General features: G+C 62.8%; 19 protein-coding genes. 9 read left to right on the forward strand and 10 right to left on the reverse strand.

Annotated features, from left to right (window positions below):
* Position 1: 1 nt before the first annotated feature.
* Both IQ26_RS01005 and IQ26_RS01010 read right to left on the reverse strand, forming a co-directional pair.
* Complete coding sequence (locus tag IQ26_RS01005) at positions 2-1,567, reverse strand: phytoene desaturase family protein (RefSeq protein WP_145711437.1); 1,566 nt, start codon at positions 1,565-1,567, stop codon at positions 2-4.
* Positions 1,554-3,173, reverse strand: coding sequence for a phytoene desaturase family protein (locus IQ26_RS01010; protein WP_145711442.1), 1,620 nt, complete (start codon positions 3,171-3,173; stop codon positions 1,554-1,556). Before IQ26_RS01010 ends, IQ26_RS01005 begins: the two co-directional genes overlap by 14 nt.
* A 187-nt stretch (positions 3,174-3,360) precedes the next feature.
* On the opposite strand from IQ26_RS01010, the gene IQ26_RS01015 reads away from it, so the two are divergent.
* From IQ26_RS01015 to IQ26_RS01030, 4 genes are read left to right on the forward strand one after another with little or no spacing between them, the layout of a single operon-like run.
* Positions 3,361-4,155, forward strand: coding sequence for a class I SAM-dependent methyltransferase (locus IQ26_RS01015; RefSeq protein WP_145711444.1), 795 nt, complete (start codon positions 3,361-3,363; stop codon positions 4,153-4,155).
* Between the two features lie 6 nt (positions 4,156-4,161).
* The gene (gene betI / locus IQ26_RS01020; protein WP_145711446.1) at positions 4,162-4,869 is read left to right on the forward strand and encodes a transcriptional regulator BetI; all 708 of its coding nucleotides are present in this window, start codon (positions 4,162-4,164) and stop codon (positions 4,867-4,869) included.
* Between the two features lie 30 nt (positions 4,870-4,899).
* Positions 4,900-5,982 (forward strand): ABC transporter substrate-binding protein, encoded by a 1,083-nt coding sequence (locus IQ26_RS01025; protein WP_145711448.1) that lies wholly within the window; start codon positions 4,900-4,902, stop codon positions 5,980-5,982.
* Positions 5,979-7,289: a flavin monoamine oxidase family protein gene (locus tag IQ26_RS01030; protein WP_145711450.1), complete on the forward strand. Its 1,311-nt coding sequence runs from the start codon at positions 5,979-5,981 to the stop codon at positions 7,287-7,289. The genes IQ26_RS01025 and IQ26_RS01030 overlap by 4 nt, the downstream gene beginning before the upstream one ends.
* On the opposite strand, the gene IQ26_RS01035 is transcribed toward IQ26_RS01030, so the two are convergent.
* From IQ26_RS01035 to IQ26_RS01045, 3 genes are read right to left on the reverse strand one after another with little or no spacing between them, the layout of a single operon-like run.
* Complete coding sequence (locus tag IQ26_RS01035; protein WP_145711623.1) at positions 7,253-8,326, reverse strand: ABC transporter ATP-binding protein; 1,074 nt, start codon at positions 8,324-8,326, stop codon at positions 7,253-7,255. The two genes, IQ26_RS01030 and IQ26_RS01035, sit on opposite strands and share 37 nt — an antisense overlap.
* A gap of 37 nt (positions 8,327-8,363) precedes the next feature.
* A complete protein-coding gene (locus IQ26_RS01040; RefSeq protein WP_145711452.1) occupies positions 8,364-9,188 on the reverse strand; it encodes an ABC transporter permease in 825 nt (274 codons plus the stop codon).
* Between the two features lie 10 nt (positions 9,189-9,198).
* Entirely contained in the window at positions 9,199-10,116 is a 918-nt protein-coding gene (locus IQ26_RS01045; RefSeq protein ID WP_145711454.1) for an ABC transporter permease, read from the reverse strand.
* Positions 10,117-10,250: 134 nt separating this feature from the next.
* Between IQ26_RS01045 and IQ26_RS01050 the strand changes: the two genes are divergently transcribed.
* Positions 10,251-10,502, forward strand: a complete 252-nt coding sequence (locus tag IQ26_RS01050; protein WP_145711456.1) for a hypothetical protein — start codon at positions 10,251-10,253, stop codon at positions 10,500-10,502.
* 29 nt (positions 10,503-10,531) lie between these two features.
* Entirely contained in the window at positions 10,532-11,950 is a 1,419-nt protein-coding gene (locus tag IQ26_RS01055; protein WP_145711458.1) for an aminotransferase, read from the forward strand.
* A gap of 55 nt (positions 11,951-12,005) precedes the next feature.
* Here the strand turns inward: IQ26_RS01055 and IQ26_RS01060 are convergent, their stop codons facing one another.
* Positions 12,006-13,208: an aromatic ring-hydroxylating oxygenase subunit alpha gene (locus tag IQ26_RS01060; RefSeq protein ID WP_145711461.1), complete on the reverse strand. Its 1,203-nt coding sequence runs from the start codon at positions 13,206-13,208 to the stop codon at positions 12,006-12,008.
* A 491-nt stretch (positions 13,209-13,699) separates the two neighbouring features.
* Here IQ26_RS01060 and IQ26_RS01065 point away from each other — a divergent pair, with 491 nt between their 5' ends.
* Positions 13,700-14,110: a hypothetical protein gene (locus tag IQ26_RS01065; RefSeq protein ID WP_145711463.1), complete on the forward strand. Its 411-nt coding sequence runs from the start codon at positions 13,700-13,702 to the stop codon at positions 14,108-14,110.
* A gap of 74 nt (positions 14,111-14,184) precedes the next feature.
* Here the strand turns inward: IQ26_RS01065 and IQ26_RS01070 are convergent, their stop codons facing one another.
* Both IQ26_RS01070 and IQ26_RS01075 read right to left on the reverse strand, forming a co-directional pair.
* A complete protein-coding gene (locus IQ26_RS01070; RefSeq protein ID WP_162457830.1) occupies positions 14,185-16,272 on the reverse strand; it encodes a PAS domain S-box protein in 2,088 nt (695 codons plus the stop codon).
* A gap of 75 nt (positions 16,273-16,347) precedes the next feature.
* Positions 16,348-17,076, reverse strand: a complete 729-nt coding sequence (locus IQ26_RS01075) for a response regulator (protein WP_162457831.1) — start codon at positions 17,074-17,076, stop codon at positions 16,348-16,350.
* Positions 17,077-17,172: 96 nt separating this feature from the next.
* Between IQ26_RS01075 and IQ26_RS01080 the strand changes: the two genes are divergently transcribed.
* Positions 17,173-17,859 carry a response regulator transcription factor gene (locus tag IQ26_RS01080; protein WP_145711467.1) on the forward strand — a complete coding sequence of 229 codons (687 nt, stop codon included), beginning with the start codon at positions 17,173-17,175 and terminating at the stop codon, positions 17,857-17,859.
* A 39-nt stretch (positions 17,860-17,898) separates the two neighbouring features.
* Here IQ26_RS01080 and IQ26_RS01085 read toward each other — a convergent pair whose 3' ends face one another.
* Positions 17,899-18,081, reverse strand: a complete 183-nt coding sequence (locus IQ26_RS01085) for a hypothetical protein (protein WP_145711469.1) — start codon at positions 18,079-18,081, stop codon at positions 17,899-17,901.
* A gap of 110 nt (positions 18,082-18,191) precedes the next feature.
* On the reverse strand, positions 18,192-18,518 hold the full coding sequence (locus IQ26_RS01090) for a hypothetical protein (RefSeq protein ID WP_240546946.1): 327 nt from the start codon (positions 18,516-18,518) through the stop codon (positions 18,192-18,194).
* Positions 18,519-18,894: 376 nt separating this feature from the next.
* Between IQ26_RS01090 and IQ26_RS01095 the strand changes: the two genes are divergently transcribed.
* Positions 18,895-19,356, forward strand: a complete 462-nt coding sequence (locus tag IQ26_RS01095; protein ID WP_145711473.1) for a L,D-transpeptidase — start codon at positions 18,895-18,897, stop codon at positions 19,354-19,356.
* Positions 19,357-19,397 lie beyond the last annotated feature (41 nt).

Below are 19,397 nucleotides of genomic sequence, written 5' to 3' on the forward strand. Positions count from 1 at the left end.
ATCACCCCTTCATCGCGATGATGCGCCGCGCGGCGTTCAAGCCGGGCGCGCCGGAGACGCCGCCGCCCGGATGCGAGCCGGCGCTGGCGAGGAACAGCCCCTCAACCGGCGTGTCGTAGCCCGACCAGCCGGAGACGGGCCGCGACATCAGCATCTGGTCGGCCTGCAATTCGCCGTGGTGCCAGTGACCGCCCGGCATCCGGTAGCGCGCCTCGATGTCGGGCGGTGTCAGCAATTCGGCATGGCGCACTGTCTTGCCGATCCCCGGCGCATAGGTCTCGAACTGAGCCATGATCGCCTTGAGGAACTTCGGCTTGCCGTCGCTCCAGCCTTCCTTGAGTACATAGGGCGCGTATTGCACCACGGCCGACAGCACACACGCACCGTCGGGCGCCAGCGACGGATCGGCAAGGCTGGGCAGAGTGATCTCCATCACCGGTTCGGGCGAGAACGCGCCGTACTTCGATGGATTGAAGGCGCGCTCGACATGATCGGGCGAGGGCGCGATGACCAGACGACCCTTGTGGCCCGCGGCATCGACACCGGCGAATTGCGGCGGCCGGTCGAGCGCGAGATGCAACTTTGCCGCATCGCCCTTCATGCGGATGTTGCCGACCTTGCGAACAAAACCGGTATCGATCTCGCGCGGCCCGACGAGGTCGAAAAAAGTGGTCGCCGGATTGATGGCGGAGACGATCGTTTTCGCCCGGATTTCTTCGCCGCTGTCGAGTGCGACGCCGACGGCGCGGCCTTTCTCGACGATGATCCTTGCCACCGGTGTCGACGTGCGGACAGCCACGCCGGCCTTTTCCGCCGCTGCGCGGATGGCTGAAATGACCGCGCCCATGCCGCCCTTCGGCAGCGTCTGGGCGCCAGCGACACCACCAGTTTCCCCGGCCAACCGATAGTACAGACCAAGCAGCGAGGTCGGCGAGCGCGGGCCGAGATGACTGCCGAGCGTGGCATCGAAGGCGAGCAGGCCCTTCAGCCGGTCGTCGGCAAGCTGCTCATCGAGCAGGTCGGCGACGTTCATCAACAGAACGCGCAGGAAGTCGCGCATGTCCTCCTTGCCGAGCCTCTTCAACGCCAGAGCTGTCTGGCCGAGCGACGCCGTCTCAAGCAGCGACATGCCGCCAAGATCAGGCGGGCGGCGTGCGAGGAACGGCTTCAGGATGCCGGCGTAGCGCAGCAGCTGGGCGCGCAACCCCTTCCAGGCGGTCTGCTCCGAGGCAATCGCGCCGGTCAGCACCTCGCCATAGGCGCCATGCAGGACAAGCGGCGGGCCGTCTTTCGACAGCGCTATGGATGGCACGAAGTCGCCGCGCGCAATGTCCAGCCCGTGCCTTTCCAGCTCCAGCGTCTTCACCACATCGGGATGCAGGCGGTTCAGCAGATGAGCGATGGATGAGACGCGAAAGCCCGGTGCGAATGCCTCGGTGCGCGCCGCGCCGCCAACATCGTCGGCGGCTTCCAGCACCAGCACCTTGCGGCCGCTCTTAGCCAGAACGGCGGCCGAGACGAGGCCATTGTGGCCGCCGCCAATGACGACTGCGTCAAATGACATCATGGGCCGGGCTCATATGGGTGGTTGGCTTGGCGAGGTCGCGCAGGATTTCTGCCGCCGCATTGCGGCCAGGCGCCCCCATGACGCCACCGCCGGGATGGGTCGAGGAGCCGCACATATAGAGCCCGCCGACCGGCGAACGATACTGTGCGTAACCCGGCACCGGGCGGTTGAACAGAAGCTGGTCGAAGGTCAGCTCGCCCTGGAAGATATTGCCTTCGGTGAGGCCGACCTCGACCTCGATCTCACGCGGCGTGCGCACCTCCATATGGACGATGCGATCGCGAAAGCCCGGCGAATAATCGGATATCTGGGCAATCACGCTTTCGGCGAAACCATCGCGGTCGGCGTCGGTCCACTCGCGGCCGTTCACCTTCGGTGGTGCGTACTGCACGAAGCAGCTCATGAAGTGCTTGCCGGGCGGCGCCATGGTCGGGTCGAGCGTCGTCGGGATCACCATGTCGAGGAAAGGGTCGGCCGACCATTGCCCGGCCTTCCAGTCGTCATAGGCGCGCTCCATGCGTTCCATCGAGTCGGTGAAATGCATATCGCCGCGATAGACCGGCGAATCCTTCGGCAGCGCCGGGAATTCGGGCAGCGAATCCAGCGCGAAGTTGACCTTGCCCGACGAGCCGCGGATCTTGAAGTTCCTGACCCGGCGCAGGAAGATGTCGGGCAGTTCCTTTTCCTCGACCAGTTTGAGGAAGGTGCGTTTCACGTCCGCATTGGAAACGACGAGCTTTCCGGAAATCTCCTCGCCGCCGGCCAGCACCACACCACTGGCTTTGCCGCGCCGGACCAGCACATGGTCGACCTTGGCGCCGGTGCGGATGGTTCCGCCGGAGGCTTGGAAGCTCGCGGCGAGCGCCTTGGTAACGGCGCCCATGCCGCCGCGCGCATAACCCCAGGCGCCGACGGAACCATCGACCTCGCCCATATAGTGGTGCAGCAGCACATAGGCGGTGCCCGGCGACATCGGGCCCAGCGCGGTGCCGATGATGCCGGACAGCGCGAAATTCGCCTTGATGACATCGGTCTCGAAATACTCGTCGAGGAAGTCCGAGATCGACATGGTCCAGAAGCGCAGCGTCAGCGCCATTTCCTCAGGCGTAAGCCCGGCGAACTTTCTGCCGAGATAGAGGAGCTCGCCGATGTCGCGTGGCCGGAAACTGGTCGGGTCGGGTGCGGTGCGCATCAGCAACGGCTGGATGAAACGGCACTGCCGCGTCACGTCGCGGGAATAGCGGTCATAGGCTTCGGCGTCGCGCCTGGAAAAGCGGGCGAATTCGCGCCGGTGGGCATCGTGATCGCGGTAGTTGGCGAGATAGTCGCCGTCGCGGGTGAACACCGCGCCACCTTCGTAGGAGATCACCTGCAGCCCGTAACGCGGCAGTTCGAGGTCGCGCATGATCTCGGGACGGAACAAGGAGCAGACGTAGGAGCAGTTGGAATAGAGGAAGCCGGGCGTCAATTCCCTGCTGGTGGCAGCGCCGCCGACCCAACCGTTCTTTTCGACGACCAGCACGTCGAGCCCGGCGCGCTGCAGGTAGCAGGCATTGACCAGCCCGTTATGACCGCCGCCGATGACGATCGCATCCCAGGCTTTCATTTTGGCCCAACCCTCATTTCTGCCCGACCCTGATTTCGCCGATCTGCTGCGAGGTGCGTGAAATTTTGCATGGCAGCGGCCGCTATGTCCAGCCATATTGAATGAATGTTCAACAAATGGTGTTGCATTTTCGCGTGTATGCGCTAGGCTTTGCCGACATTCGGTAAGGGCTTGGGACTGAGGTCTGATGGTCGAAACAGCGGACGCCGAGCCGGAATATGACGATACCGCCATCCGCTTCCTCGAGGCGCTGTGGGGCGACGGCTATCTGTCGCCCGGCGGCCCGGATGAGGTCGACCGGGTGGTCGAAGGGCTCGCGCTCAACGGCAGGGCGATCCTCGATATAGGCTGCGGCTCCGGCGGCATCACGCTGCATCTGGTCGAGCGTCACGGTGCTGCCCACGCCACCGGCTTCGATGTCGAGCGGCCGGTGATCGAGACGGCCAGGCAAAGGGCGGCTGCACGCGGGCTTTCCGATCGCGCCAATTTCGTCCAGACGCCACCAGGGCCGTTGCCCTTCGCCGACAGCTCCTTCGACGTCGTGTTCTCCAAGGATGCGCTGCTGCATGTGTCCGACAAGGATGCCTTGTTTGCCGAGATCTTCCGTGTGCTGAAGCCGGGCGGGGTCTTCGCGGCATCAAATTGGATGATCTCGCATGATGGCGAACCTTCACCTGACATGAAGGCCTATATCGCCGCCGAGGGCCTTTCCTTCGCCATGGCGTCGCCGGTGCGCTACACGCAAGCGATGCGCCAGGCAGGTTTTGCGGACGTCACCGTGCGCGACCGCAATCCCTGGTATCGCGACGTCGCGCGAGAGGAATTGAGGCGCCTTAAAGGACCGCTCTACCCGACAGTCGCGGCTGCGGTCGGAGCGGCCTATGTCGACAAGAACATACGAACCTGGGAAGCCATGCAGAAGGTTCTTGACAGCGGCGAGCACCGCCCCACTCATCTTCGCGGTCGAAAGCCGGTTGGATAGCCGGCGATGCTGGAGACCATCACGCCCATGAAAGCAGAAGCCAGGGACGCCCTCCTTGAATCAACGCGGAAAAACGAGCCCGAAAAACGCGGCCGCAAGGCGTCGAAGGAAGTCAGGCAGCTTCAGCTGATCGAGGCGACAATCGATTCGCTGGCCAAGCGCGGCTATTCGGAGACGACGATGGCCGATGTCGCCGATGGCGCCGGCCTGTCGCGCGGGATCGTCAATTTCCACTTCGAGAGCAAGGAGAAGCTGCTCGTCGCCACGCTGCAATATATGGCCGATGAATATGCCGCACACTGGCGCGCTGCACTCACCAAGGCTGGCGATGATCCCGCCCGCCAGTTGAGGGCTCTGGTCGCCGCCGATTTCGACCGTTCAATCTGCAACAAGCGCAAGCTGGCCGCCTGGTGCGCCTTCTGGGGCGAGGCCAAGTCGCGCCCGACCTATCAGGCGCTGTGCGGTGCGCGCGACGCGGCCTATCAGAAAGTCTTCATCGACCTTTGCGCGACGCTCAAGCAAAGCGGTGGCTATGCCTTCGAGCCGCACGTCATGGCGCTGGCGCTCTGTGCCTTGCTGGAGGGTCTGTGGCTGCGCCTGATGATGGGCACCGAAGACACCACCCGCGAGACTGCGCTGCAAGCGGCGAACGAATTCCTGTCGGCGGCATTTCCAAAGCATTATCCGTGGGCCAGCGGCCCCAAGACGGCATGAAACAACCAAAAAAAGGAGGATGGAACAGCAATGAAGAACATGATCCGACGCCTGACATTGACATTGGCGCTGGCAGGAACGCTGGCGGCCTCAGTCGCAGCGCTTGCGGTTGCCGCGGACAAGGACCTGATCGTGTTCGACTGGTCCGGCTACGAGGACCCCGGTTTCCACCCGAAATACGTCGAGAAAAACGGCGACTCGCCGACCTTCACCTTCTTTGGCGACGAGGACGAGGCATTCGAAAAAGCCCGCTCAGGTTTCAAGGCCGATCTCGGCCATCCCTGCTCGCAGAGCGTGGTGAAATGGCGCGAGGCGGGTCTGCTGCAGCCGCTCGACACCTCGAAAATCACCGGTTGGGGCGACCTCAATCCCGGCATTCTGGCAATGAAGGATCTCGCCACCACCGCTGACGGCAAGGCCTGGTTCATGCCCTGGGACTGGGGCAACACGCAGCTCACTTATAATTCCGACAAGGTCGACGAGAAGGATATCCATTCGCTGAAGGCCTTCGCCGATCCCAAGTTCGAGGGCAGGGTCTCCATCGGCGACAATGTCGACGACGCCTATGCGCTGGCCTCGCTGGCGATCGGGCTCAAGGACTGGACCAAGATGACGGACGACCAGTTCAAGCAGGCGTCCGACTTCCTGCGCCAGGTGCACAAGAATGTCCGCGCCTACTGGACCGACAGCACCGACATCGTTCAGCAGTTGGGCGGCGGAGAGGTCGACCTTGCCTGGGCGTGGAACGACGCGACGGTGCAGTCGGTCGCCGCAGGCGTGCCGATCAAGGCCAAGAAGGACACCGACGAAGGCATTTCGACCTGGGTCTGCGGCTACGTGCTGTTCAAGGACGCACCGGGCAACACCGACAGGGCCTATGACTATCTGAACGCAATCAACGATCCCGAAGTCGCCAAGGTGCTGGTCACGGACTGGGGCTACGGCCAGGCCAACGCCAAGGGCATGGCCGGTGTCGACCAGGCCGTGCTGAAGGAAAAGGGCTACGACGACGTGCAGAAATTCATCGACAAGACGCTGTTCCAGGCGCCGGTTCCCTCGGATCTCAAGCAGCGGATGATCGAGGAGTTCGAGAAGATCAAGGCCGGCTATTGAAGAGCGGGATCGAAAGAACCGACGTCGGCATCGTCGGAGCCGGCTTTACCGGCCTGTCGGCTGCGCATGAACTGAGGGAGGCCGGTATCGATTTCGTGCTGCTCGAAGCGCGCGATCGTGTCGGCGGGCGCGTGGAGTCCGGGCGGAACGGGCTCGGCGAATGGATCGACAGCGGCGGCCAGTTCCTGTGCGAGGAGATGCCGGAACTGATGGGGCTGCTGCAGGCGCGCGGCAAGACACTGGTCGAGACCTATGTCTATGGGGAATTCGTCACCCAGCCGTGGATGAGTGCACAGCAAGCCGACCGAACCTATTTCGGATCGATGGCGATCCGCGACCGCATGAACATGATCGCCCCGGATGATCCTGGCATCGCCGGATTGACCGTCGCCGCCTGGCTCGAGCGCCAGACCGATCCTGACGAGGCCAAAGCTGCTTTCCGTTCGATGATCGAGGGACTGTGGTGCCAAGGGCTCGAAGAACTGCCGCTGTGGCACCTGATCGACAATGATCGCCGCATCACCAACGAGGGGTCGGAGCTGCAATATTTCGTTCGCGAAACCATGCAGTCGCTGGCGGACGACCTGGCCAACGATCTCGGCGATCGTGTGCGGCTAAGCACACCGGTTGAGACCATCGAGCACCGGCCGGAAGGGGTTCGCCTGGTCACGGCGACGGGCTCGATCGAAGCACGGATGGCACTGGTCGCCGTACCGCCGATGACGGCCTCGAAACTGGATTTTGCACCGCCGCTGCCGGCTGGCCTGGGAAGGGCGCTCGGCGCTTGGCAAAGCGGCGCGGTGATCAAGGCGCTGGTGCGTTATCCCAGTGCCTTCTGGCGCGACAAGGGCCTGAGCGGCGTGGTGATGTGGCGCGATCTTCCAGGGCTGTTTGCCTGCGACGTCAGCAAGGACAGCGACCATGCCGCGCTGGTCGTCTTCGTCGGCGGGCCTCTGGCCCTGCGCTGGCGTGAGCTCGGCGACGCGGCGTTACGCGCTGAGGTGACGACGAGGCTGGAGGACGCGCTCGGTATGGAGGCCGCCAACATGCTCGATTTCAGCTATCGCGACTGGACGGATGATCGCTGGAGCGGCGGCGGCTACAGCGATCTTATCGTCGATGCGACGGCGACCGGCGCCGAACGCATCATCCTGGCCGGCGCACCGCCAGTGCATTTCGCCGCGTCCGAACTGTCGCCGTCATTCCCGGGCTATATCGAAGGCGCTGTTGCGGCGGGGGGCATCGCTGCACGAAAGATCATCCAGGGATTTCAATCCGCCATCGCCACCAGCGCATCGGGGTCATAGGCGAGGCGGATCGAGGTGCCGACGGGGATGTCATCGGCGCCGAAATCGTTGGTTTCGGTTACCGACAGCGGCTTTTCCAATCCCGGTATCTCAACGATCAGGTGAGTGATCTCGCCAAAATAATGGCGCTCGACCACCTTGCCGGCGACCTCGAATTTCGCCGTGGCGTTGTCCCACAACACGCGCAGACGCTCTGGACGGATGCCGAGCGTGGCGGCCCCGCCATTGCGGACGAAAGCTTTCGGCTTGTCGGTCTTGACGCGGCCGAAGCCCAGCGTGTCGACGACGAGCGAAGCGCCGTTCTCCTCGACGATCTCGGCCTTGACGAAATTCATGCCGCCGAGAAAGTCGGCGACCTGGCGGTTGACCGGCCGCTGGTAGATCTCCTTGGGCGAGGCGACCTGCGCGATCCTGCCGCCGAACATCACGGCGATGCGGTCCGACATCGCCAGCGCCTCATATTGGTCGTGCGTGACCAGGACGAAGGTGATGCCGACCGCCTGCTGCAGGCGGCGCAGCTCGACTTGCATCTGCTCGCGCAGCTTCTTGTCGAGCGCCGACAGCGGCTCGTCGAGCAGAAGCACCTTGGGGCGCATCACCAGCGCGCGGGCCAGTGCCACGCGCTGCCGCTGGCCGCCGGAAAGCTCGGTGGCGAGGCGTTTGCCAAGGCCGGTCAGAGAGACCTGGGCCAGCGCCTCCTCGACGCGGCGTTTTTCTTCCGATCCTGCCAGCTTTAGCCGCTTCAACCCATAGGCCACGTTCTGCTCGACATTGAGATGCGGGAAGATCGCATAGCTCTGGAATACCATGTTGGTCGGCCGGCGATTGGCCGGGATGCCCTGCATCGACTGGCCGTCGACCGAGATCAAACCGCTGGTCGGATTGTCGAAGCCGGCGATCATGCGCAACAGCGTGGTCTTGCCGCAGCCGGACGGGCCGAGCAGGGAAAAGAATTCGCCCTCCTTGATTGTGAGCGAGGCGTCGTCCAGCGCCTTGAACGAACCGTAGCTGCGGGTGACGTTGTGGATCTCGATCATTGGTCGTTCGAGTTGGGGCCGTTCGGATCGGGGCCGCTCAGGCATGGAGGCCTCCCTCGTTCTGGGTGCGTCTGGCCGCGCGGCGGCGCAGGATTTCGGCGATAGTCAACAGCAGGAAAGAGGCAACCAGCAAGAGCGTGCCCAGCGCCAGCACGCCGGGCAGCTTCGACGCAAATCGCAATTGGCCCCAGATGTAGATCGGCAGCGTCGCGTCAGTGCCGGTCAGGAAGAAAGCGATGATGAACTCATCGAGCGAAATGGTGAAGCACACGAGCAGGCTGGAGATGATCGCCGGCGCCACCATCGGCAGCGTCACCCGCCGAAACGTGCCGAAGGCACTCTCGCCGAGATCGGCGGAGGCCTCCTCCAGGCTGCGGTCGAAGCCCTCGAAGCCGGCGGTCAGCACGGTGATCGAATAGGGAATGCAGACCAGGACATGGCCGAGCACGATGGTGAACAGCGATAGGCTCAAACCCAGTTGCAGTATCACCAAAAGCAGGGAGATGGCGACGATGATTTCGGGCAGCACCAGCGGCGCCATGATCAGGCCGTTAATGGCGCGGCGACCGGGGTAGCGGTAGCGGGTGATCGAGCGGGCGGCGAGAATGCCAAGCACGGTGGACAGGATGGAGGCCGACACGCCGACGACCAGGCTGTTCCAGGTCGCGTCAAGCAGTGCCGGCGTGCGCGGCAGGTCCTCGTACCATTTGAGCGTGAAGCCGGAGAGCGGGAATTTCGGTGTCGCGGCGGTGTTGACCGAAAAGATCGGCAGGAAGACGACAGGCAGATAGAGGAACATGATATAGAGGAACGCGTAGGCCGACAGCCAGCCGCTGGCCAGGAAGCGCCGCATCGCAATCATCGCGCCAGCCTCATCGCGCCAGCCTCTGGGCCGCGCGGATGATCACCACGGTGGCGCCAGCCATCAGCGTCACGATCAGCATGGTGGTGACGGAAAGTGCTGCACCCAGCGGCCAGTTCGAGGCCTTGCCGAACTGCGCCTGGATCGCGTTGGCGATCATGACGCCGTCCTTGCCCCCGACAAGTTTCGGCGTGACATAGTCGCCGACCGTCGGGATCATGACGATCAGCGCCGCCGAGATTATGCCGGGCGCCGACAGCGGCAGGGTCACGCGCAGGAAGGAACGGATGGGACCGTCGCCGAGGTCCGTGGCCGCCTCGACCAGCGTGCGGTCGACCTTTTCCAGCGACACGAAGATCGGCAGTATGGCGAAGGCCGCCCAGGCATGGGTCAGCGTGATGATGACGGCGCTCGAGTTATAAAGCAGCGCTGTCGACGGCTCGTCGATGAGGCCAAGGCCCATCAGGCCGGAATTGAGCACGCCATTGTAGCCGAGGATGACCTTCCACGACATGACGCGCAGCAGGTAGCTGGTCCAGAACGGGATGGTGATCAGGAACAGCCACAGGCTCTTGTGTCGGCCGCCATGGAACGAAATGAAGTAGGCGATCGGATAGGCGAGCACCACGGTGAAGAAGCTCACCATCAGCGAGATATAGAGCGAGCGCCAGAGCAGGTCGCGATAGATCGGCTCGGTCAGCGCGGCGCGGTAGTTTTCCAGCGTGAAGGTGCGATCGATGGTGAGGTAGTTCTGCGTCCAGAAGGAATGCGCGATGACCACCAGGATCGGCAGGACCAGAAGTATGAGCGCATAGAGAAAGGTCGGGCTGATCAGGGCAAAGCCTTGGACGGATTCGGACTGCAGAAGGGCGTTTCGCCTGGCCCGCGTCATGCCGAACGCGGGCGCCCCTTCCGCAGCTGCCGTCATTGCAGGCCCTCGGGCAGGGCCCCGGGCGTGATCTCGGTTGCTGGCGCGGATTGTCCTGCCATGCGACGTCCCATTGGCTAGCGCGTCGGCCCGAAAAGCACGATGCGTAGATTCAAAATGCCGGAGCGTACCTTGTGATCGAATTGGACGCACGTCGCTCCAGTGCCGGCGCTTGTTCCCGATTTTATGCCTGGAGCGCGATCGAACGCAAAGCCGATGATAACTCTGCCGATCGCTCTCCGAGCTTGCCAGCTTTCTTTCATCATGCGCGCATCCGCCGATTGAAATCAAGCGCTATTTCTGTAATATTGATTGAACGGACATTCAAAATGATGCGAAGAAAGCCGATGTTTCCGGTATTTGGCGCTGAGCTTCATGTCCGATGAAATTTGCGACGAAACGATGCGAGGCGATGATGGCGACTGCAAGAGATTTGAGGGCGACTGAAGCGGCTGGGCTTGGCGATGCCGATGCGGTCGAGATGGCCAAACGCCACCTCGTTCAGCCCTGGCCGTTCGCCGGTTCGGTCGGCAGCGAGGCGCGCACCCTGATCGGCGAAGGCGACGGCATCTACATCACGGATGGCACCGGCAAAAAGCTGATCGACGGGCCGGCCGGCATGTGGTGCATCAATATCGGCCACCGCCGCGAGGAGCTGGCGCGGGTGATGTACGACCAGTCGATGGCGCTGTCCTACAACACGCCGTGGTATACGATGAACGCGCCATCCGCGGAACTCGCCATGCGCATCGCCGGTCATGCGCCTGGTGATCTCAGCCATGTCTTCTTCACCACGGGCGGCTCCTCGGCCGTGGAGACGGCGCTGCGCTTCATGCAGTTCTACAACAATGTGCGTGGCCGCCCGGAGAAGAAGCTGATTGTGAGCAGGAGCGGCGCCTATCATGGCTCGACCTATCTGTCGGCCTCGCTCAACGGGCGTCCGCGAGATCGCGACTGGATGGACGGCACCGACGATCTGGTGGTCAAGCTGTCGTCGCCCGATCCGTTCCGCCGCCCGAAAGACATCAGCATTGCCGCATTCACCGATGCCCTGGTCGATGAATTCCGCGATACGGTCGCCCGCGTCGGCGCCGACAGGATCGGCGCTTTCGTCGGTGAGCCGGTGCAGGCATCGGGGGGCGTCGTCGTATCTCCGGACGGCTATCTTAAGCGGATTCGCGAGGTCTGCCGCGACAACGACATCCTCTATATTTCCGACGAGGTGGTGACCGCCTTCGGCCGGCTCGGCCATGTCTTTGCTTCCGGCGACATGTTCGGCATCGACCCGGATATGATCACCTTCGCCAAGGGCGTCACGTCGGGCTATTTCCCGCTTGGCGGCGTCATCATTTCGGAACGGCTGCTCGAGGAGCTGCGCCGCTCAAACCATCCGGACGCCATGTTCGGCCACGGGCTCACCTACACCAGCCATCCGGTCGGCTGCGCGGTGGCGCTGAAGAATCTTGATATCCTGGAAGAAAGCGTGCTGACCCACACACGCGAAGTCTCGCCCTATTTCCAGGCGCAACTGAAGACGCTCGAGGAACTGCCGCTGGTCGGCGAGGTGCGCGGCCTGGGGCTGATGGGCTGTGTCGAATGCGTCGCCGATCGCGAAAGCAAGGATCCGATGCAGCTCGACAAGGACGTCGGCAAGCGCATCGATGCGCATTGCCACGAGCTTGGCCTGCTGGTCCGGCCGCTGATCAACATGTGCGTGATGTCGCCACCGCTGATCATCACGCGCGACCAGATCGACGACATGGTGTCGATCCTGCGCGAGGGCATTTCACGGACGATGGACGATTTGCGGAAAGAGGGCGTGTGGCGGGGATGAGATGACGGCCGATTTTCCCTCTTGTGGGAGATCGGCAGCTTCGCCGTCCTGCTCTCTACGACCTCGACCGCAGCGCGTCGTTCAGCGCCCACATGTCCTTTTCCTCCGGTGCCGTTTCTAACCCGAGCACGGGGATTTGCTCGCGCAAATGGTCGTGGTGGGTGCGTACGCCATATTCGAGGTCCGAGAGATAAAAACCCTCAAAGGCTTCGGACAGCATGGATTCGTTCGACCACACGGAAAGCTGTACGTCCTCGTTCATGGTGTCGCGATCGATGCGGTAGGAGAGATAGCGTGCCGCCGCCTGCTCCCTGGTTTCGTCGCGATAGCGGTAGATGGCGCCGCGCAACAGCGTCTCGCCGGTCGACAGCGGGAATTCCTGATAGAACTGCACGGATTCCGGCATGACCGACAGCACGTTATTTGGGAAGATGCCGTAGTAGATCCAGGCCTTGCGCAGGTGCCCCGGCAGGTGCGCCGCTTCCGGCGCGACCTTGATGTACTGCCTGACGCTCCAGCGCCGACCGGCATGTGGATTGTAGGTGGCAAAGGAGCGTGACACGCCGTTGACGAACGGCTCGTCGAAATAGGTCGCGCCGTAAAGATCCTGCAACGCAGGATGCGCCATGGCGACGTGGTAGCCTTCATTGTCGACGTCGCGCACCGACTTCCAATTGACCGGGCTCTTCTGGGTCCAGACGCCCCAGGACGGCACCATCTCAGCGACACCGTAGTGGGCGATCTCGGCCTCGATCGGCCTCAAGAGCTCGGCCACCGACGGCTGCGGGCCTCCCATGCGGAAGCGGATGAAGATGAAGCCCATCCAGATCTCGAGATCGAGCGGCGTCAGGCCGAATTCGGTCTTGTCGAGATCGGGGAAGGAGCGTGGACGGGCAGCACCGCGAAGCGTGCCGTCGAGGTTGTAGACCCAGCCATGGAAAGGACAGACCAGAGCGTTCTTGCAGGTGCCCTGGCTGTCGGCGACGACGCGGCTGCCGCGATGGCGGCACATGTTGTTGAAGGCGCGCACGACGCCGTCCTTGCCGCGCACGATCAGCGCCCGCTCGCCGACCACATCCATGGTCAGATAGTCGCCGGCATCCGGCAGGTCAGAGACATGGCCGGCGATCTGCCAGTGGTTGCGGAAGACGTATTCTTTCTCGAGTTCGAGCAGGGCGTTGGAATGGTAACTCCAGCCCGGCAGACCCCGCCGGTCCCATTCGGCGGGGATCGCAACGTCACGGAAGTGCGGGTTCATGAGCGGTCTTCTTTGTTGAATACTCATTCAATAAAACCATATTTCCTATTTAAATGCAACGGCTTGTGGGAATATTAGTGATTCTTTGCGCAAAGTCGTCAAGCGCTTTTGGTCGGAGTCCAGATGCTAAGGGCCTGAGAAATCCCCAAAAATTCCGTGTGTTAGCCAAGGTTCGCATTGGCGTCCCATCTCGGCTTGAGCCTTGGAAGGCTGCGTGGAAATAGAACTCTCAGGTGGAAAACAAACGCCTGGGACTTGCCCTGTTTCGGAGATCTGACGATGCGGGCCGATGCGCGAGCCGGCCCGCTTTCCTCGCCACAGTCAGCGAGGCACGATCCCCTTGCCCGATTTGTGACCGGTTTTGACCGAGAGCCCCACAAAAGGTTGGTTTCCTGCCTGTTACATGGCTGGATACGCAGCATCGCTGGCCTGTTACAAGGTGCGACTAAGTTCGTTTCAAATGCAAAAGAAAACGAACGAAGGGGACGGTGATGTATACAAAGACCCAGACTGCCTACAATGACCGCCGCCTGCAGGCGCCTGAACGCAACAACCGACGGCCGAGGCTGGCGCTGCGCCGGAGCGCAAACGACCATCCGATGGCGCTGTTCGTGGCGCTGGGCGCCGCCGCATTCGTCGGCATGGCGTTCGCGCCGACGGTTGGTCCAGCTTTCGTTTCATTGAATCCGCCGGCAAACATCGTCGACGGCGCGCCGACCACGACCAAGACCGCGCGCCTGCCGATGCCGGAGATCGATTTTGTCTGCAAGGGGCAAGCCTGGGGCGCCGAGAGCGCGGAATGCCTGCGCGTCATCGCCGAGCAATCCGGCATTCACAAGGCTCGTGCGGTCCGCACCATCGCCAACGCCGCACCGCTGACCGATACGCCGAACGTTTTTTGAGACTTTCCCGAGCGTCCTCCAGCGCTGGGTCAGGCTCCCGCCGCATCGTCGGTCGGGAGCCTTTTCTTTGGGCTCTACCCGCCCAACGCGATCTGGTCGGCAATGGCCGAGAGCACGCCGCGCACGTCCAGCGTGCTGAACGGCTTTTCCAGGATCTGCGGCCGCTGTGGCGCGGGCAATGCCTCGATCTCGGCTTTCGCGCCGATCAGATCGCCGGTGACCAGCACGAAGCGCCGCGCCAGATCCGGCTTTTCGGCGAGCAGTTCGTGATAAATGGCGATGCCGCTGGTGCCGGGCATGCGCAGATCGGAAAAGACGATGTCCGGCGGCATGTGGCCGGTCAAGGTTGCGGCAGCCGATTCCCAAGCTGGCACGATCCGTGACTTGATGCCCATCAACTCCAAAATGTCGGAGAGTGACGCGGCAACATCCGGCTCGTCGTCGATGATCAGCGCGTGACGCAATCCGCTCGAGCGCACCGGGCTGTCTCCGGCGGTGGCGGCGGCGGCAGGGATCGCCGGTAACTGGACGACGAAACGCGCGCCCCGCGGCAGAACCTCCTCGAACCAGACATTGCCGTTGTGCCGTTCGATGATCGATTTCGAGATCGACAGGCCGATGCCTGTGCCGACGCCAACCGGCTTGGTGGTGAAGTAGGACTCGAAGATACGGGAGCGTATCGCTTCCGGCACGCCCGGCCCATTGTCCTCGACCGAGAATCCGGGGTTGCCCCGGTCGCTGCGAAACGTACGGACCTTGATCAGCCGGTCGCCGGCAACCCCGGCCAAGGCGTGCTGGCTGTTGATGAGGAAATTGGCGGCCACCTGCGTCACATGGTCGGCATCGGCCAGGGCCAGCAGCGGACCGCTGGCGAAATCGGTGTCGATGATGATGCCACTCGACCTGGCGCCGTAGGCTGTCACTTCGAGCGCCGCGCGGACCACGTGGTTGAGGTCGGTCTCGGCCTGCGTGGCGGGATGCAGGCGGACCATCGAGAGGAAGCTCTTGACGATGCGGCCGCAGCGCTCGGCGGCAGCTCGCACCTTTTCGGCCCGCACCTTGGTCTGCGGGTCGGAAGCGAATTCATGCAACAGCGTCGATTGGGCGACGACCACCGCGAGCGGGTTGTTGAGTTCATGTGAAACGCCGGCGAGCAGCGAGCCCATAGCGGCCATCTTCTCGTTCTGATGCAGCTTTTCGCGCTGGCGGCCGATCTCCTCTTCGGCGCGGAGCTTGTCGCGCAGGTCGCGGATCGAGCCGAAGATCAGGCGGCGGTCGGCGACCCGCATCTCGGTCGCCGTCAGTTCGATCGGAAAGACCTCGCCGGCCGCGTTCTGGGTGACAGTCTCCAGCCGCTGGCCGACCATCGGCGCGCCGCGGCCCGACATGTATTCAGCACCGGACACATAGCCCTTGCGATAATATTCCGGAACGACGGTGTCGAGCAGGTCCTTGCCGAGGATGTCGCTGCGCTGATAGCCGAACATCTTTTCGGCGGCGGGATTGAATTCGATGATCGAGCCGGTCTCGTCGATGACGATGATCGCGTCGAGCGAGGCCTGCAGCATGGTGCGGCGGATGACTTCGCTGGCATGGGCGTCGGAAAGCGATCGTTCGATGGCGTCGCCGATGGCCAGTGCTACGATGTGGAGGGTCGCCTCTTCCTCGTCGGTCCATTCACGCTCGTTCACGCAGTCGTTGACCGCCAACGTGCCCCACAGATGGCCATGCGCAAAGACCGACACCGACAGGAACGACTTGATGTTCTGCTTTTCGAAGTCGGTTCTCAGAAAGCCTTCGAGGTCGCGCGTGTGTCCGGCGAAGATCTTGCCTTGCCGCTCGTCCTCCGCCAACCGTTCCAGCAACGGATCCGAATTGACGATCGACTGCATGATGACCGTCGGCGATGCCAACTCGCCACCAAATCTGGGGTCGATCCAGTAGGCCGCGACCGACTGGGCAAAGCCCTGGCCGGGCAGCTCGCGCAGCCGAAACAGAATGCCGCGCTGACAATCCATAGCCCCGCAGAGCGTTTCAAGGATGCTGTCCATCTCGCGCTGCCAGTCGCCAGCTTCCCGGAGCTGGCGAACGATACGGACGGCCGCCATCGCCGCGCCCTGCCTGACGCTCTGCATCTCGGTGCGTGCTGCTTCAGCCTTCATGATCAGCCGTTATTTCAGAGTCATACCAAGCCAGAGTGACACCCGGGCTGGACTGATACCAGGCGGTCGCCCGGCTCAGTTACTTTCGCCGGTAGGCAGCGAGAAGATATAACCTTCGCCGCGCACCGTGCGCAGGAATTTCGGATTGGCCGGATCCGTCTCGATCTTCTTTCTCAGCCGCATGATGCGGATGTCGACGGCGCGCGACGATTCAGAGTCCTCCACGAAGCCGATCGCCTCGGAGATCGCCGTGCGCGTCAACAGCCGGTTGGCGCGCGTCAGGAAAACTTCCAGCACGTCGAATTCGCTTTTGGCCATGTCGACGACCGTCCCGTTGGCGCCGGTCACAAACCTGCCGTCGAGATCTGCATGGAAGGAGCCGAAGCTCATGAAACGGCGCTTGGCAGTTTCGACCTTAGCGCCCTGCGGCACGGTTGGCTGCGGAACGCGACGCAATACGCTGCGGACCCTCGCCAGCACCTCGCGCAATTCGTAAGGTTTGACAATGTAGTCGTCGGCGCCAAGCTCCAGCCCGACGATACGGTCGAGCGCGGTGCCGGCGGCCGTGGCATAGATGATGCCGATCGGCATTTTCGAGCGCAGCCAGCGGCCGAGCGACAGGCCGTCCTCGCCGGGCATCGCGATGTCGAGGATGGCCAAATGGAAGGACTGCGTTTCCAGCAAGGTTCGCGCGGCGGCGGCACTTTCGGCCGTAGCGACATCGTAGCCGCTGGCACCGAGATATTCGGCGACCGCGTCCCTCAGATCGGGCTCGTCCTCGACGACGACAATTCGTGCCTGCACTATGCTCTCGCTCCCGCTTTCAGCGGAAAGTAGATTGGGTATAAACATCATGTCCAGCACTCATCTTGGGTTGCCGGTTGCAGGGGATGGAAAAAGATGGCTGCACGATCCGTCATCGCGCTTATTTCGGTCGCCGAAGTGGTTGCGGCCGATCTCGCCGACCATCTCGAACGGCGCGGTCATGACGTGCGCGCGGTGCGGCAGCCGTGGGAGGCCGAATCCCTGCTTTCCGAAAAGGGCATCGATGTCGTCGTCGTTGGCGATAGCCTCAGTCAGGCGGAAGGGCGTGACCTGCTCAGGCGCCATGGCGGCGAGGGCGGGCCGGATTTCATCCTGATCTGCCGGCCGGCCGATCTCGTCGACAAGGTGCTGGCGCTCGAACTCGGCGCCGCCGACGTCGTCGAGAGCCCGCTCAACGTCAGGGAACTCGCCGCCCGTATCGGCGGCCTGCTGACACGGCGCGGCAGGAATGCCGGGGAATTGGTGGTGCTGGAGAATGCGACGGTCGACCTGCGGTCGGCCATGGTCATGCATCGCTCCGGTACGGAAGAACAGTTGTCGCCGGGCCAGGTGGCGCTGCTCAGATTGTTCCTGGCGAGTCCGCGAAAGGTCTTGACGCGCGACGACATCATTGCCGCCGCGCCCGCCGAAAATGCCGATGCCTTCGATCGCTCGATCGATTCGCGGATTGTGCGGCTGCGCCGCAAGCTCGACACCGAAACCATCACCACCATACGGGGTGCGGGCTACCGGTTCGATCCGCCGACGCAGTTCGCCGACTGACGGCTGGGCCGTCACCTTACTGTCCACCGGCCCAGGCGCTCAGCGCACCACGAGAAGCGATGGGCCTGACGGCATTTCGCTGGCCCCCATCTCGCTGGCTGTGACGAGTTCGCTTGCATGGGCACGATCCCTGAGAAGCACCGTGGCGAGGCCGGCAAAGCCGAGCAGGCCCTGTGCGTAGAGCAGTGCGGTAAGCACCGAAGCTGCAAATTTCGTGTTCATCCTATCCGCTCCCCAAATTCACATCTGCTGCGTGTGCCCGTTTTCGGGGCATGATCTTGTTCCGAAAACCAGCACCCATTTGTCGCTACGCGGTGTTCCGGTTCGGGTCCTCAGCACACCCCCGAAGTGCCCGCGCCGCCAGCGGAGCCCCCCGTCGCGGCGCGGGCCTTCGGTCCTCTCGGCTGCAAGTTGCCGGAGGGGCCGCGCATCCTCTTCAGCCCAAAACCGACCCGCCAGAAGGTCTTGAACCGGTAGATGCGCAGGCTGGACACGATCCAGACCGCGGCGAAAAACAGTGCGGCATGCAGGGTCGAACCCTCGCTTGAAGTCATTCCCGCGAGCCTCGTCACCGGAGCGCCAGCGGCGGTGCCGACATCGCCAATGATCGCTGCGGTCATGCTTGCCCTGAGAAGCCAGCACGTCGCGTTCGATTGCATGCTCATCTTCGTTTGGTGCCGGCTGCTTTCGTTGGGTCAACTCTGCGGTTGGCCTGTATCCAGAGCATGCCGCTAGGGCCCGCGCTTTGTTGCAGATTGGTTTCGAAGCAAGTCAAATTCTTTCATATGGAGGAAGATCGCACTTTCGTTTGGACATGGCTTGGGACTTCCGCCGGCCCTGTTCTGTGGGTTGACGGCGTCATTTCTTGGTCTTGCCCCGAGGTTCTGCGCGGGGACGGCTTCCCCGGTTGTTAACCGGAGGAAACGTGTTCGAAACGAAAGCGCGCTCTCTGCGAAATACATTCGAAACATAACGCAACGATAAGCCGGTCATCGCATTGGAGCCGGCCATATCCGGCAGACAGGGGGGATAACAATGTACACTGCCATTTCCACCAAGCTCATCAACATCGCTGCCGCCGCCCTCACGGGTGCGGTTGTTCTGTTCGGCCTCGGCAATGGTGGCGCTCATGCCGGCAATCAGATCGTGGCGCGGGTTTCGCTCTCGCAGCAGACCATGGAAGTCCTGGTCGACGGGCGACCGACCTTCGCGTGGAAGGTCTCGACCGGCGACAAGGCGCATGTCACGCCGACCGGCTCGTTCAAGCCGACCCGCATGCACCAGATGTGGTATTCGAGGAAATACGACAATGCGCCGATGCCGCATTCGGTCTTCTTCAAGGGTGGTTACGCCGTGCATGCGACCAATTTCGTCAAGCGTCTCGGCCAACCGGCCTCGCATGGCTGCGTGCGACTGCATCCGGACAATGCCGCCGATTTCTACCAGCTTGTCGAGGTTTTCGGCCCGGCCAACACCCGGATCGTCATCGTCAAGTAGATAACCAAAGACGATCCGCCTGCCGAATATAAATACATTCC

This window comes from Mesorhizobium tianshanense, assembly GCF_007830515.1.
GTDB lineage: Bacteria > Pseudomonadota > Alphaproteobacteria > Rhizobiales > Rhizobiaceae > Mesorhizobium > Mesorhizobium tianshanense.